The organism is Hymenobacter polaris (genome assembly GCF_012927305.1).
In the GTDB taxonomy this organism is placed as follows: domain Bacteria; phylum Bacteroidota; class Bacteroidia; order Cytophagales; family Hymenobacteraceae; genus Hymenobacter; species Hymenobacter polaris.
In genome coordinates, this window is the sequence record NZ_JABBGH010000001.1 from 309,014 (window position 1) to 323,626 (window position 14,613).

Annotated in this window: 14 protein-coding genes; 4 read left to right on the forward strand and 10 right to left on the reverse strand. The window is 65.6% G+C overall.

The genetic code is table 11. The features are described 5' to 3' along the window. Positions 1-39: 39 nt before the first annotated feature. The 5 genes from HHL22_RS01255 to HHL22_RS01275 form a co-directional block, all read right to left on the reverse strand. Positions 40-873: an ATP-binding cassette domain-containing protein gene (locus HHL22_RS01255; RefSeq protein WP_169529157.1), complete on the reverse strand. Its 834-nt coding sequence runs from the start codon at positions 871-873 to the stop codon at positions 40-42. Between the two features lie 163 nt (positions 874-1,036). Further along, the gene (locus HHL22_RS01260) at positions 1,037-1,897 is read right to left on the reverse strand and encodes an ABC transporter permease (RefSeq protein WP_169529158.1); all 861 of its coding nucleotides are present in this window, start codon (positions 1,895-1,897) and stop codon (positions 1,037-1,039) included. An 84-nt stretch (positions 1,898-1,981) separates the two neighbouring features. Continuing rightward, complete coding sequence (locus HHL22_RS01265; protein WP_169529159.1) at positions 1,982-3,760, reverse strand: OmpA family protein; 1,779 nt, start codon at positions 3,758-3,760, stop codon at positions 1,982-1,984. Between the two features lie 288 nt (positions 3,761-4,048). Further along, positions 4,049-5,044 (reverse strand): hypothetical protein, encoded by a 996-nt coding sequence (locus HHL22_RS01270; RefSeq protein WP_169529160.1) that lies wholly within the window; start codon positions 5,042-5,044, stop codon positions 4,049-4,051. Positions 5,045-5,059: 15 nt separating this feature from the next. Continuing rightward, entirely contained in the window at positions 5,060-5,725 is a 666-nt protein-coding gene (locus tag HHL22_RS01275; protein ID WP_169529161.1) for a hypothetical protein, read from the reverse strand. Positions 5,726-6,100: 375 nt separating this feature from the next. On the opposite strand from HHL22_RS01275, the gene HHL22_RS01280 reads away from it, so the two are divergent. Next, positions 6,101-6,976, forward strand: coding sequence for a helix-turn-helix transcriptional regulator (locus HHL22_RS01280; protein WP_169529162.1), 876 nt, complete (start codon positions 6,101-6,103; stop codon positions 6,974-6,976). A 138-nt stretch (positions 6,977-7,114) separates the two neighbouring features. Next, positions 7,115-8,962: an alpha/beta fold hydrolase gene (locus HHL22_RS23820; RefSeq protein WP_169529163.1), complete on the forward strand. Its 1,848-nt coding sequence runs from the start codon at positions 7,115-7,117 to the stop codon at positions 8,960-8,962. A 139-nt stretch (positions 8,963-9,101) separates the two neighbouring features. On the opposite strand, the gene HHL22_RS01290 is transcribed toward HHL22_RS23820, so the two are convergent. The 4 genes from HHL22_RS01290 to HHL22_RS01305 all read right to left on the reverse strand — a co-directional run bounded on the left by HHL22_RS01290 (position 9,102) and on the right by HHL22_RS01305 (position 11,588). Next, on the reverse strand, positions 9,102-9,797 hold the full coding sequence (locus tag HHL22_RS01290) for a hypothetical protein (RefSeq protein ID WP_169529164.1): 696 nt from the start codon (positions 9,795-9,797) through the stop codon (positions 9,102-9,104). 82 nt (positions 9,798-9,879) lie between these two features. After that, positions 9,880-10,362 carry a DinB family protein gene (locus HHL22_RS01295; protein ID WP_169529165.1) on the reverse strand — a complete coding sequence of 161 codons (483 nt, stop codon included), beginning with the start codon at positions 10,360-10,362 and terminating at the stop codon, positions 9,880-9,882. A 17-nt stretch (positions 10,363-10,379) separates the two neighbouring features. Beyond that, the gene (locus HHL22_RS01300; RefSeq protein WP_169529166.1) at positions 10,380-11,069 is read right to left on the reverse strand and encodes an outer membrane beta-barrel protein; all 690 of its coding nucleotides are present in this window, start codon (positions 11,067-11,069) and stop codon (positions 10,380-10,382) included. Between the two features lie 120 nt (positions 11,070-11,189). Continuing rightward, complete coding sequence (locus HHL22_RS01305; RefSeq protein WP_169529167.1) at positions 11,190-11,588, reverse strand: group III truncated hemoglobin; 399 nt, start codon at positions 11,586-11,588, stop codon at positions 11,190-11,192. Positions 11,589-11,664: 76 nt separating this feature from the next. Between HHL22_RS01305 and HHL22_RS01310 the strand changes: the two genes are divergently transcribed. Both HHL22_RS01310 and HHL22_RS01315 read left to right on the forward strand, forming a co-directional pair. Continuing rightward, the gene (locus HHL22_RS01310) at positions 11,665-12,303 is read left to right on the forward strand and encodes a sce7726 family protein (RefSeq protein WP_169529168.1); all 639 of its coding nucleotides are present in this window, start codon (positions 11,665-11,667) and stop codon (positions 12,301-12,303) included. 99 nt (positions 12,304-12,402) lie between these two features. Further along, positions 12,403-13,194 carry an NIPSNAP family protein gene (locus HHL22_RS01315; protein WP_169529169.1) on the forward strand — a complete coding sequence of 264 codons (792 nt, stop codon included), beginning with the start codon at positions 12,403-12,405 and terminating at the stop codon, positions 13,192-13,194. A 141-nt stretch (positions 13,195-13,335) separates the two neighbouring features. Here the strand turns inward: HHL22_RS01315 and HHL22_RS01320 are convergent, their stop codons facing one another. After that, entirely contained in the window at positions 13,336-14,601 is a 1,266-nt protein-coding gene (locus HHL22_RS01320) for an MFS transporter (protein WP_169529170.1), read from the reverse strand. Positions 14,602-14,613: the final 12 nt, after the last annotated feature.

A 14,613-nucleotide genomic window follows, 5' to 3' on the forward strand; every position in this document is an offset into this window, starting at 1 on the left:
CGTAATGATGAGATGTGAGACTGTGATGCTAAGTAAGCCCTAACTCCCCCTTATCTCCTGCTTAATGCCCTCCACGAACTCGACGAACTCGGGTTCGCTTTCCACGTCGGGGTGCCAGGCCAGGCCGAGCTGGGCCAGGTTGTACTGGTGGCGGGGACTGAGGGTGGCGCCGGGCAGCAGCTGACCGGTGTCGGGGCTGCGCTCGGGGGCTAGCAGCCAGAGGCGGTCGGCCAGGGCGGTGGTGGTGGCAATGTCGTGGCTCACGATGAGCACGGTGTTCAGCTCGTCGAGGGTCGTCACCTCCACGATGAGGCGCTTTACCTCGTCAATCATGGCCACGTCGAGGCCCGAAAACGGCTCGTCGAGCAAAATTAGGTGCTCGGAGCACAGCAGCTGCTGGGCAATGGCCGCCCGCTGCCGCTGTCCGCCCGAGAGGTGGGCCGGGTACTTGCGGGCGTGGGCCGCCAGCCCAAACCGGGTAAGGAAGTGCGCCACCCGGTCGCGGGCCTCGGCGGCGGGGTGCCGGCGGCGGGCGGCCAGCAGCAGGTTGCCCTCTAGGGTGTAGTGCCCGAACAGCGGATATCGCTGCTGCACGTAGCCCACCATGCCGGCCTGCACGGGCTCCTGGGCTTCGCCCACCAGCACCGTGCCGGCGGTGGGGGCCGCCAGCCCCGCCAGCAGCCGGCACAGCACCGACTTGCCAATGCCCGAGCGCCCGTAGATGCCCACCACCTGCCCCTGGCTCAGGCCGGGCCGCACCACGTCGAGCACCTGGGCATTGAGGTCGCGCAGGATAAGGTCAGGGCCGTAGCGCATCGACACGTGGTCGAGCGTGAGCAGGGGCGATTTGTAGGAATAGGGAAGGGGATGCATGGTAGTTCCGTTTACCCCACCCCCGGCCCCTCCCCTCCGGGGGAGGGGAGCCACGGCGGCGCAGGTGCCAGCGGCAGGCAGTTTTTAATAAAGAGCAAATTAATTTTCAGGGCTATTAGGCTCCCCACCCCCGGAGGGGAGGGGCCGGGGGTGGGGTAGAACGTCAGGCCTTCCCCAGCCCCGCGTACGGAAACAACGTCCGCCTAATACCTTCAAACGCATAGTCCTGCGCCACCCCTAGGGCCAGAATCACCAGCTGGATGGCCAGCACGCCGTCGAGGTGCAGGTAGCGGTTTTGCTTGTAGAGCAGCAGGCCGAGGCCGCCCTCGCTCTGGTAGAGCGTTTCGACGAGCGTGATGAGGGTCCAGATGATGGCGAAGTTCTGGCGCACTACTTCGAGCATGTCGGGCAGCTTGCCGCGCACCACCACCTCCCAGAAGCTGCCCCACTCGCCCAGGCCCAGCGTGCGGGCGTGGTCCAGCTCCTCCTGCGTGGTGCCCAGGATAACCTGGGTCATGCCCGTGACCAGGTACACCGTGGCCCCGAACACCAGTACCGAGAGCTTCACCTGGTGGCCCGACGAGAGCAGCAGGGCCATGAAAAACGTGAGGCCCGTGAGGGTGAGGTAGCGCAGCTTGGAGGCCGCAAACGCCAGCGGCCGGAAAAACGGCAGCGCCGTGAGGTAGGCGATGCCCAGCGCCAGCAGTGTGGCCAGCCCTAGGGCCTGCCAGGCAGTGGTCAGGCTGGCCCACAGCTCCTGCAGTAAGCCTTGGCTGGTAACAAGGTCGCCGAGCGCCCGCAGCACCTCGCTCAGGCTCGGGAACAGGCGCAGCGGCAGCCACAGCCACAGCGCCAGCAGCACCAGCGCCTGGGCGGTTACCAGCGCGGCCAGGGTGGTGCGGCGCGGGTGGGCATTGGGGGTGAAAAGGACGCCAACCCCACCCCCCGGCCCCCTCCCCGATGGGGAGGGGGAGCCTAACGAATAATCGGGCTTGGATTTGAGGAAAAAGGCGAGTGCATGCATGATAGCATCGAAGAAAAAAAGGGTGGTAGCGCCTGTGCTGCCTCGGCTCCCCCTCCCCATCGGGGAGGGGGCCGGGGGGTGGGGTTAATTACCCAGCACTACTTCCACGCGGCGGTTCTGGGCTTTGCCGGCTTCGGTGGCGTTGCTGGCTACCGGCTCGGCGGCGCCGTGGGCGTACACCTGCACGCGGCCCTGGGGGAAGGCGCTGTGGCTGCGGGCTTCGAGCCAGTGGGCCACGGCTTCGGCGCGGGCCTCCGAGAGCTGCTGGTTGGCGGTGGGCAAGCCGGTGTTGTCAGTGTAGCCGTGCACGGCCACTTTGAGGCGGCCGGCCACCACCAGGTCGTCGAAGAGCTGCATGAGCTCGCGCTGGGCGGCGGGGGTGAAGGTGCTCTGGCCGGTGTTGAACTCGATGTTCCAGGCGCGCTTGCTCACGCTACGGCGGATTTCATCGTCGGCGGCAAACTGCTGGGTTTCGGCCGGGGCCAGGGTTTTGCCGGCGTACTGCTTTTGCAGCTCACGCAGGGGCGTCAGGTCGAGCATCTGGGCGAGGGGCACATAGCTGGGCAGCTCCTTGGGGTAGAGGTGGCTTTGCACGTCGCCGAAGGTTTTGTACACGGCGGCGTAGATGTTGGTGCCGCCGTTGTCGAGGCCGAAGAGCGTGAGGTTGTCGCTGAAATTGAAAGCTTTGCTGCCGCCCAGCTCCACCACCTGGCCGGTGCGGTCGGCCTCGGTGGTGCCTTTGTAGTACTTCAGCCAGTAGGCGCCGGGCTTGTCTTTGTCGCCGTACACCTGGGCCGAGATGTCGGCGGCGCGCGCCAGGGCCTCGGGGTGGCTTTTCACCTGGTCGCCGGCCACGGCCAGGGCGGTTATCAGGGCTTTCACGGCCTTGGGGTGGGCGTCGTACCAGCGCTTGGTCGTGACCATGATGTTGGGCATCTGGTTGCTGTAGTCCTTGGTGCTCACGATGTTAACGAGGCCGCCTTTCTGCTTGGCGATGTTCACGTCGCCGGGCGTCCAGGTGGCTACGGCATCGGCGGTTACGTCCTGGGTGGTGCCGGTGCGGCGGCCGTTCACCACCTTCTGGCGGCTTTCGGGCTGGCCGGTGATGTACTTCTCGGCGGCTACCAGGAAGTCGCTAGCGGCCATGAAGTTCACAGCTTCAGGGTCGTAGGTCGTCTCGTCCGGATTCACTTTCAAGCCGTTGTCGGCGCACCACTTCAGGGCGATGTTGTGGTCGCCGTCGCGCAGGTAGCAGGCTACCGTGTGGCCTAGGGCCGCCTTGGGGTTGTCGAGCCACTCCTTGGGTCCCATCAGCTTGTCCTCGCCGAAGCTCTTGCCCACCGAGTAGGGGATAATCTGGAGCTGGGTGCCGGCCTTTTGCAGCTCGCCCTGCACGGCCGAGAAGGCGGGCAACCCGTCGCCCATGATGCTGACAATCAGGCCCGGCGTAGCGGGGTTGCTTTGCAGGTCGAGGGCGTTCTTCACCAGGTCGGCCTGCATCTTGCTCACGTCGTCCTGGCGGGTAATTTGCATGTCTACGCCGTTGGCAGCCAGGGCCGAGCCTTGCGTAGTGCGGGGGCCGCCGTTGGCCAGCATGCCGGCCATCTGTGAGTTCCAGGCCATCACCTCCCACACGATGGGCGTGCCGCTCTCGGCCAGGGTGGTGCCCGGCAGCGGGGCTAGGGGCACCACCAGCGTGGCGCGGCTGCCACCGGTGCTGGCCGGCAGCTCTATCGAGCTGAGCAGCACCGATTGGGTGTCCGCCTTCTTGAAGAATTTATTGCTGGCAATCAGCTTATTGAGGCCAAAGTAGAGCAGGGCGAACAGGATGGCGCCGAGCACAATTTTACCGCGGGTTGTCATAGTGGTAAAGTATCGTGGACTCTGTGAGTCCGCGAGTTTGGGGTTTAAGTGGTTGAGTAGGTTAGGTCGCCCTCCGCGGTAGACCCCACCCCCCGGCCCCCTCCCCTCCGGGAGAGAGGGAGCTACGGCGGGGCGGGCGTCAGCAGTCGGAAGGCGAGCGTCAGGCTCCCCCTCTCCCGGAGGGGAGGGGGCCGGGGGGTGGGGTCTGCCGCGGAGGGCGACCCACCCGCGCGGACTGAAAGTCTGCGCTACAGCAGGGCGGCCCCGAGCAGCAGGGCTAGGCCGCCGCTAATCAAGCAGGCTAGAATAGGCATCGTTGGTGGCTTTGCGAGTGGCGGCTACCGAGGCAGTAGCCGAGGGTTTGGCGGGGGTGTTGAGCAGGGCATTGAAGTCGCCTTTCTGGTATTTCTCTAGCAGGCGCTGGCCCTTCTCGCTCATCACGCCGTTATTGATATCCATCTCTTTGACAAACTCTTGCGAGTAGCGCATGGCCTGCTTTATCTGGCCGAGTTGCTGGGCCATGTCCTCGGCCACGCGGTCGGTGGCCAGGTCGAAGAAGTACTTCTTGTCGGGGTCGCCGCGCAGGATGTTCATGGCGGCCCGCATGCCCGAGCTGGTGCGCTTCACCAGCTCGTACTCGTCTTTCAGGAGGCCCACCTTGAATTTGCTGCCGTCAATCTGGCGCAGGGCGGCTTTCAGGATTTGGCGCATCACCACGCTCACGTTGGCCGTGGTTTGGGCCATGGGCTGCAGGCGCTGGTTGTAGTCCTGGATTTGGGCGGCGCGGCTGGCATAGGCTTCGGCGGCATCCTTCTCGTTTTGGCGGGTGGCCGAGTCGGCCAGGGCCAGGTACTCGCGCATCTGCTGGTCGTTGGCGGCCAGCTTGCGCTTCACCAGCTCGTGGGCGCCCTCGATGTGGCCCACTTCCGCCTCCATGTGCATGGCCTCCTTCTCGGTGGTGCGGATGTAGTCCTCCATGATGCCGATGGGGTCGGTGTTGACGAAGATGCCCGCGAGTGTCCGCAAAACGCGCTGCCCGGCGTACCATAGCCCGGCGTGAATGCGCTTGTTGGTGAGCAGCAGAAAAAGCACGAACAGCGCCCCGATGCCGATGCCTAGCTTCACGCTATCGAACACGATGTCAACGAGGTAGGGCACGATTTTGCCCCAGTAGTACACGCCGGCGCCGGCCCCGGCCGCCAGCACCGCCCAGCCGGCCACTTTTTCGGGCTGCTGCCACTTGGGCAGGCTAGGGGAGAGGTTGTCTGCAAGAAGCGTTTTCATAAGTCTCAGAAAGGGTTAGTGGTTGAGTAGAAAGGTTTTGGTGGCTTGCTGGTGGGCTGCTAGCTCGGCCACGGCGGCGGCGTGGGCCAGCTCGTAGCTGGCGAGGGCCGACTGGGCTTTGGCGCTTTCCTGCTGCAGCTGCTGCTGGGCTTCTTGCAGCTGCTGAGTTTTGTCGGCCAGCTGCTGCCCGAGGGCCGTTACCTCGGCTTGCAGACGGGTTTCCTGCTCGCGCAGCCGGGCTAGGGCGCTGGGCGGGCCTTGCAGCGGCACCGTGTCGCCCATTTTTTCGCGGTGGCGCTCCTGCACCCGGGCCCGGTCGTCGGTTAGCTTCTGGCTCAGCTCGTCGGCCGAGGCTAGCAGCGAGTGCAGGTCTTGGCCCGTCACGGCGGCGAAGGCGTTGAAGGCCGTTTGGTAGAGCAGCGGGCCGCTGAGGCCACTGGCGGCCAGGCTTTTCACCATTTTGGTGAAGGCGCCGAAGTCGCGGCCGTCGCCGGCCAGCACTTGGGCAATGTGGTCGAGGTGGCGCTGCTCGGGCTGGGTCATGCCCGCCGGGAGGCCCGCCAGCGGCGGGGCCGGGGCGGCCGGCGGCCGGGCGCTAGCCGGCGCGGCGGAGGTGGCGCCCGGCTCTTCTTCGAGGAAGAAGTCCTTGACGCCCTTAGTCAGGCTATCGAAAATGGGCATGGTGTAGGAGGCAGGTTGGTAAGCGATGGTTACCTAATGCCAAGCCAGATGCCGATTCTGAAAAGAAGCTAAGCTGTGGTGCGTAATATGCTGATAGAGTTATGGATAAAGAAAAATGCCGCCCGGCGCGAGGCCGAGCAGGAGGTGGTTTTTTTCAAAATGGAAACTCGTTTTTTGCCAAAAAGAAAAACGAAGCTTGACCATAGCACCTAGCCATTCCCTGTTCCGTTACCTCGGAGCCTCGGCACGTTGAAGCACCAGGTTGCGCGCCGCAAGCACTCGTTGCTGTGCTTGCCCTAGGGCGCGGGTGATACCGAATGCCTGGCCGCCGAACAACTTGCCGCTGACGGAGTTGGCTTAGTAGCTGCCTTGCCTATGTCTGCCCTTACCACCTCCCTGCCCACCGCCGAGCTCTACGGCCGCCCGGCCGTCGAAGCCAGTGCCGCGCCGGTTGGCCCCGAACTGCGCTTAGAGCGCTTTCAGCTCGATGCGATGGCCGTGCCCGCGCATTTCCACGCCGAGCATTTGCTGCTGCTGCACCAGGGCCCGCAGCCCGTGCGCTCGCGGCGGCAGACTGGCAGCCGGGTGGAGGAAGACCTGTTTAGCTACGGCGATGGCGGCTTGTACCCGGCCGACGAGTATGGCCCCCTGGCTTGGGATGGCCCCGCCGACGTGCTGCACCTGCACCTGAGCCCGGCGCTGCTGGAAGCCCGCGCCCGCCAGGGCCTCGACCTCACGCACTTCGCCCTGCGTGACCAGTTTCGGCTGGAGGATGGGCTGCTGACGCAGCTGGGCCGGCAGCTGCTGGCCGCTACCGGTGCCGCGCACCCCCTAGGGCAGCTCTACGCCGAGTCGCTCACCGCGGCCCTGAGCCTGCACCTCATCACGCACTACGCCCGCTACGAGCGGCGCATCGCGGGCGGCGGCCCCCGGCTGCCGGCGGCGGTGCTAGCCCGCATCGACGCCTACCTGGAGGCCGCGGCCGAGCAGGTCATTACCCTGGAGGCGCTGGCCGACCTGGCCAACCTGAGCGTGTTTCACTTCGCGCGCCGCTTCAAGCAGACCACTGGTCGCGCGCCCTACCAGTACGTGCTGGACTGGAAAATCAGGCGGGCCCGGCAGCTGCTGCAAGCCGGCGAGCAGCCCGTTGCGGCCATCAGCGACGCGCTGGGCTTTGCCTCGCCCGCGCACTTCGCGGCGGCCTTTAAGCGGGCGGTGGGCCAGAGCCCGCGGGCGTTCCGGCAGGCCTAGGGCCGGCGGCAGAACCGCAAGAATTTGTAAGAACTGCGCAAGAACCAGGCAGGCCGCCGGGTGGGGAAGGACGGAATTTTGCCAACGCAAACCAGTGCTGGTTTGCGCCAAGAAATCTTCCTTCCCCTCCAGCCTTTTATGAACCTGCCCATTGTAGTAGCCGGCGGTACCGGCAAGCTCGGCCGCCTGATTATTGATGCCCTGCTAGCGCGTGGTGCCGCCGTGCGCGCCCTGGTGCGCCCCGAAACCGACCCCGCCAAAGTAGCCGTCCTAACCCAGCGCGGCGTCGAACTAGCGCGCGTGGACCTGGCCGACGCGGCCGCCCTCACCCAGGCCTGCGCGGGCGCCGGCTGCGTGGTATCGGCCCTGGCCGGCCTGCGCGACGTTATCGTGGATGCCCAGTCGGCGCTGCTCGACGCGGCGGTGGCGGCCGGCGTGCCGCGCTTCATCCCGTCCGATTTCTACAGCGACTACACCCAGCAGCCCGCCGGCCAGAACCGCAACTTCGACCTGCGGCGCGAGTTTCAGGCCCGCCTCGACCAGGCGCCCCTCGCGGCCACGTCCATCCTCAACGGCGCGTTTGCCGAGGTGCTCACCTACAATATTCCGCTGCTCAACTTCCGGCAGCACCAGGTGGGCTACTGGGAAGACGCCGACTGGCAAATCGACTTCACGACCATGGCCGACACGGCCGCCTTCACCGCCGCCGCGGCCCTCGACGCCGCCGCGCCCCGGTGGCTGCGCATCGCCAGCTTCCAGCTGAGTGCGCGCGAGTTGGTGGCCGCCGCTGCCGAGGCGGGCCTAGGGCGCTTCGAGCTGGTGCAGCTCGGCACGCGCGCCGACCTGGCCGCCCGCATCGCGCAGGTCCGCGCCGCCAACCCCGCCGGCGAGCACGAGCTGTACGCCGACTGGCAGCAGCTGCAGTACCTACGTAGCATGTTCAGCGTGCAAAACCACCCGCTCGACAACCACCGTTACCCCGACCTGACCTGGACCAGCGCCCCCGCCGTGCTGGCCCCCGCCGGCCAGGCGCCCACCGGCGCACCAGTTCTTGAGGCCCCCGCCGGCCCGGCCGACGCAGCCGCTTACAGCGACGAGGAGCTGGTGAAAAAGCTGCCCGGCTTCACCAATCACTACGCTACCGTGAACGGCGTGCAACTGCACTACGTGGCGGGCGGCAGCGGCCAGCCCCTGGTGTGCCTGCCCGGCTGGCCCCAAACCTGGTATTCCTTCCACCCCATTGCCCCCACGCTCGCGCAGCACTACCGCGTCATCATCGTCGATATCCGCGGCATGGGCAGCTCCGACAAGCCCGCCACCGGCTACGACAAAAAGACGATGGCCCAAGATATTCACGCCTTGGTGCAGCACCTGGGCCTAGGCCGGGTGTCGCTGCTGGGCCACGACATCGGCGGTATGGTGGCCAGCAGCTTCGCCTTCAACTACCCCGAAAGCACCCACAAGCTCCTCCTCGCCGACGGCGCCCACCCGAGCGCGGGCCTGCGCTATATGTCGATGCTGCCCGCTCCCGGCGCCTTCACCGCCAAGATGGATGGCCACCAGCCTTACGTGTGGTGGATGGCCTTCAACCAGGTGCCGGGCCTGCCCGAAAAGCTGCTGGCGGGTCGCTTCCAGCACCTGCTCGACTACCTCTTCGCCTACGTCATGCTGGACGAGCGCCGCATGTCGGCCTTCGACCGGGCTGTGTACGCCGCCGCCTACAACCAGCCCGAAAGCATCCGGGCGGCCAATGGCTGGTATCAGGCCTTGGGGCAAGACATTGAGGATGCCAGCACCTACGCGCCCCTCACCATGCCCGTGCTGGGCATCGGCAGCTACGTCTCCTACGAGTTTCTGCGCCAGGGCCTGCCCAGCGTAGCGCCCGGTGCGCAGGTAATCGGCCTGCCCGAAAGCGGCCACTACCTATTCGAGGAAAAGCCCGACCAAGTACTGGCCGCCGTGCTGGAGTTTTTGCAAGCTGAATAAGCGAAGACCTAGCTCCGCGCCGATGGTGCGGAGCTAGCTCCTGCGACCTGAAAAGCCCTTCTTGCCGAAAAAGAAAACGGGTGGCTTATCTACGTGGCAGCTTCGAGTAGCCCGTAATCGGCACAAAAGAGGGCTAGGCTTATTGCATTTTTCCGAAGCCGTAGCGCAGCCCTAGGGCCAGTGAGCTGCTCAGGCCCGAGAAATTACCTCGCAAATCGACGTTGGCCGTGCCCTCGAACGTGGCATCGAGGCGCGGCACCAAGCGGTAGCGCAGGGCGGCGCCCGCTGTGAGCAGCACGCCCACAACCTGGCGGTGGGTATAGCCGGTGAGGTAATACACGCCTGCGCCGTTGGGAGCATCGCTGTAGTTACCGCTAATGAACCATTGCTTTACCAGGGTGGCGCCCCCCAGGGCATCTGCTTGCAGGCGCCGGGCTGCCTTGCGCGTGAGGGTGTAGCGGCCCAGCCCGGCCACCGATAAATTGCGCCGGGAGGAAGTGAGTACGAACTCGGTAAACACGTCCGGCAGCGGCGTCGGGTAGCTTGCAGGTTGGCTGTAGCCGCTTTGGTACCCGCTATAGGCGGCGCTGCCTTGCACCGCCCAGCGGGGCCGCAGCTGGTAGCCCACGGTCAGCTGCACCGGCAGCAGGCGTTCGGCGTATCGGGTAGCGTCGAAGCTAAGAGGCTGGTATTCGCTGATGTAGAGCCCTAGCCCGACGTAGACCCGAGGCGCCGGCAAGGTAGCGGAGTCTGGAGGGGTGGCGGCAGGAGCTTGCCCGTAACTCAGCAAGGGCAAACCCAGCAGGTAGGCGACCAAGACAGCGGTTTTAGGCATAAAGACGACGCATTATTGGTAGGATAAATCGGTCGGCTGAAGCGTTGCAGCGCGGGCCACTGGTAAGCATCGGGCCGCGGCCTTATCCCCACGCGCCCAGCAGCTTGCGCAGCAGCACAATCTCGCCGGTGTGGTAGCTGTTGTGGTCGCCGATGAGCAGGGCCTCGCGCAGGATATTCTGGCCGCTGCCGTGGGGCAGGGGGGCGAAGAAATCGGTGGTCGGGTCGTGGAGCAGCTCGATAAAGCGCCGCTGGTCGGCGGCGATGGCAGCCAGCGTGGCGTGCCAACCGGCCTCGTCCACGGGCGCGGCCGGGTCGGGCCAGTAGGCGGCCGGCCATTCCAGCTCCACGTACTGCGGGTTGAGGCAAAACTCCAGGATGTCGGCCTGCGCGATGCGCAGGTGCTCGGCCAACTGCCAGATGGTGTAGGGCGCGCCGGGCACGAGCTGGTTGCGCAGCGGCGCGGGCAAGTCGGCCACGGCCTGCTCGAAGGTGACGTGCGCCTGGCCGGCTTGCAGCAGCGCGGTGAGTTCTTTAATTAGGGCGGTGCGGGCTTGTGGTTCCATGCACCAAAGTAAGCAGGCTAGTGGCGGCCGAAGCGGTACTGCACCCCTAGGGCCATGCTGGCGCTGGAGCGGTAATAATAGCTGTTGTGGTTGTCGAAGCCCGCCAAGCCGGTGCTGAACAGCCAGTTGTAGGTGGCTTCCAGGTGCGGCCCAAAGCGGTAGCGCAGGCCTGGCCCGGCCGTAACGAGCAGGCCCGTGGAGGCGGTAGAATAGCCCGCCGCCACCGGCGCGGCGGCGCTGTCGGTGCGCACGGAGTTGTATACGTACCCTATGCGCTCGAGCGTGAGGCCGGCCAGCAAATCGAACTGCAGGCGGTGCGCGGCCTGGCGCGTGAGCGTGAGGCGCGTGAGCACGGCGGCCGACAGCGCCCGGCGCCGGCTCACGCCGCTGATTTCGTAGGCCGGGCCCACCTGGCCGTTGGCAAAGTAGTCGCGGTTGGTATAGGTGTAGGCGTAGGCTCCGCCCCGGTAGGCCACGCTGCCCTGCACCGCCAGCCGGGGCCGCAGCTGGTAGCCCACCGTGGCTTGCAGCGGCAGCGGAAACCCAGTTTCCGGCCCCGAGCCAATGGATTGGAAAGAGCTGACGTAGGCCGCCAGCCCCCCGTACAGCCTAGGCAGGGGAGTGGGGGCCACCGGGGTTTGGGCCCGGCTGAGGAGGGGGGCGCCCAGCAGCAGCGCCGCTAGTATAGTAGGCCTAGGGGTCATCATGGAAAGAAGATAGGAGTAGCGTTATTGGTAAGAAGCAGTTAGCCGCCAAAGCGTTGCATGGGGTGCTTGCAACCGGGCGGCCAGGGGCGCGCGGGCCGGCCTTGGGCCCGGCAGCAGGCCCTAGGCCGCCCCGCCCAGCAGCCCCAGCCGAGTGGCAAATACACGCCCGGTGTGCAGGGCCTGGCGCTTGGCTAGCTCGGCCGTGGGCCCGGCAAAGTGCGCATCCACGGCTTCAAAAAACAGCGCCAGCCACCGCTCAAAGTGCCCTAGGCCCAGGGGCAGCGGAAAGTGCTTGCGCATGGGGAAGCCCCGGTAGCGGCTGGTGCCCAGCAAGATGCCGCTCCAAAAGTCGTAGAGCTGCGGCAGGTGGTGGCTGAGGTCGATGTGGGCGAAATCGACAAAGACTGGCTTGAGCAGCGGGTCGGTCAGGGCGCGGGCGTAGAAGCTATCAACCAGCAGCTTGATGTCGTCTTCGGTGGTGATGTCGGGTTGGAGGGGCACGTTAGATACGTCTGTCATGGCGAGCTTGCGAAGCCATCGCACCCGAACGCCCCAGGCGGAAGTCGCTCGGGTGCGATGGCTTCGCAAGCTCGCCATGACAGACGTATTCGCTGCTTCCCGCATGAACGACCCCGAAATTCGCGCCCGCCTCTACCCGCTGCTGCTGGGTGGCGTGTACATCGACGAGCTGCCCACCGGCACCACCCGCGCCGACGTGGTGCACGTGACCGACAGCTTCATGCACGGCTACGAGGTGAAGGGCGACGGCGACACCCTAGCGCGGGTCGAAAATCAGCTGCGCTGCTACGCCGAGGTCTACGACTTTGTCACCTTCGTCGTCACCGAAAAGCACCTAGCCAAGCTGCTGCCCCGCCTGCCCGAGTGGGTGGGCGTGCTGGTGGCCGAGGGCGAGGGCCTAGGGCTGCGCCCGCACCGCGCGGCCCGCTACAACGCCACCGTGCAGGCCGCCCCGCTGGCCGCCCTGCTCTGGGTCGAGGAAATCAAGCAGTTTCTGCTGGCGCGGGGCCTGGCTGGCGCCAGCACCCTGCGGCAACGCGAGGTGGCCCACTACCTGCGCACCAGCAGCACGGTGCCGCTTTCCAGCCTGGCCGGCTACGTGCGCGAGCGCCTGCTGGCCCGCCTGCCCGAGCGCCTGGCCCAGCGCGAGGAGCGCCGCGCCGAGCGCCAGCGCCTGGCTGCCATTCGGGCGCGGCGTAAAAAGCCCCGGCGCTAACCCTGGCGCGGCCGGGGGCCTAGGCCCCCCTGCGGCCCACTTCTGCGTAAAGGGGCTAGCGCGGCTGCTCAGCACCGGGGGCCGGCCCTCTTTCTACTTATGCAAAAGCTACGTTTCCTCCCCCTGTTGCTGCTTGGTTTGGTTGGTTGGCTGGGCCGGCCCCAGGCGGCGCCCCGCCCCGCCGCCGAGCGCCCGGCCTACTTCGAGCTAAAGGTATACCACCTAAAAACCGCGCGCCAGGAAGCCTTGGTAGACAGCTTTTTGCAGCGACAATATTTGCCGGCGCTGCACCGCGCCGGCGTGGCCACCATCGGCGTGTTTAAGCCCATCGGCAACGACACGGCCGCCGACCGGCGCGTGTACGTGTGCACGCCCTACGCCTCATTGCGGCAGTGGGAGCAGCTAGCCAAAACCACCACGCCGCAGCTGCAAGCGGCCGGCGGTGCCTACGAAAACGCGCCCTACAACCAACCCGCCTACACCCGGCTGGAAACTATTTTCCTGCAATCTTTTCCAGCTATGACCAGCCTGCGGGCCCCGGGGCTCGACGCGCCCCGCGGCGAGCGCGTGTACGAGCTGCGCAGCTACGAGGGCGCCAGCGAAAAAATATTTGCCAACAAGGTGCAGATGTTTAACGCGGGCGGCGAAATCAAGCTCTTCGACCGCTTGGGCTTCAACGGCATCTTCTACGGCTCGGTACTCTTCGGAGCCCACATGCCCAACCTGATGTACATGACGGCCTTTGCCAACATGGCCGCCCGCGAGGCGCACTGGAAAACCTTCGGCGCCGACCCCGAATGGAAGCAGCTATCGGCCCGCCCCGAGTACCAAAACAACGTGGCGCACATCGATATTGCTTTCCTGCGGCCCACGGCATATTCCGACCTCTAAGGTGTAAAGTGCTCAACTAGCAATAAACCAGAACGTCATGCTGAGCCCCGCGAAGCATCTCTCCCGCGCCGTATCGTTCGGTAGAGATGCTTCGCGGGGCTCAGCATGACGTTCTTTTTTAAGGATACTAGTATAAACAGGCTAGCTCGATAGCGCCAGGCCCTGGGTGGAGTTGGCCTGGGGTGGCATATCGGTGTGCACGGCCGGCAGCTTGTGCAGCTCGCGCCAGTGCAGCCCACCCAGCCCTAGGGCCAGCAGACCTTGCAGCAGCACTGTGTTCTGCACCCCGATGCGCTGCGAAACCCAGCCCACCAGCAGGCTGCCCAAGGGCACCATGCCCGTGTAGGCCAGCACGTAGAAGCTGATGACCCGGCCCCGCATATCGGGCCGCGCCTGGGTTTGCAACAGGGTGTTGGAGATGGTAATCTGCGACATCATCCCGAAGGCCCCTAGGGCAATGAACACCAGTGCCAGCCAGTAGGTGGGCGCGTGCGAGAACAGCATGAGCCCGGCCCCGAAGATGAACGTGTTCAGCATCAGAATCCGATTCAGGTTGGTGCCGGGCGGGCGCGAGGCCAAGTACAGCGCCCCCACAAAAGCGCCGGCCCCGATGGCGCTGTCAATCAGCCCGAAGGTGGTGGCCGTGCCGTGAAAAATATCCTTGGCGTACACGGGCATGAGCGTCGTAAAAGGCAGCGCTAGCAAGCTCACCAGGGCCAGCATCAGCACCACGAACCGAATGTTGTGGGTGGCGCGCAGGTACCCTAGGCCCTCGCGCAGCTCGCCCAGGATGTTTTTTTTGTGCACCGAGGCCACGTAGGCCGGCAGCCGTAGCGCCAGCAGCGAGCCAATGACGGCCACGAAGCTCAGGGCATTCAGCCCGAAGCAGGCCGTGGCCCCTAGGCCCTCAATGGCCAGCCCCGCCACGGCCGGCCCCAGCAGCTTCGAGAGGTTCACCATCGACGAATTGAGGGCCAAGGCGTTGGGCAAATCATTTTTGTCCTCCACCAGCTGGTGCACCAGCGACTGCCGCGCCGGCACGTCGAAGCCGTTGATGATGCCCAGCAGCGCGCTCAGCCCAATGATGCCCCACACCCCCTCGGGCTGGAAGTACACCCAAGCCGTGAGCAGCGCGGCCTGCAACATGGCCAGCACCTGCGTAGTCAGCAGCACCCGGTAGCGGTTGTAGCGGTCGGCCACGCCGCCCCCCACCAGCGAGAACGCCGCTGCCGGAAACATGGTGGCAAATACGCTGAGGCCCAGCATTAGTTTGGAGTGCGTAGTGGCGTAAATAACCCAACTCACGGCCGTTTTCTGCATCCAGGTGCCCAGCAGCGACAGGGCTTGCCCCACAAAGTAGAGGCGAAAGTTGCGGCTTTTCAGCGCGCGAAAAGTGCTTAAATTCATGTTGTGATATAG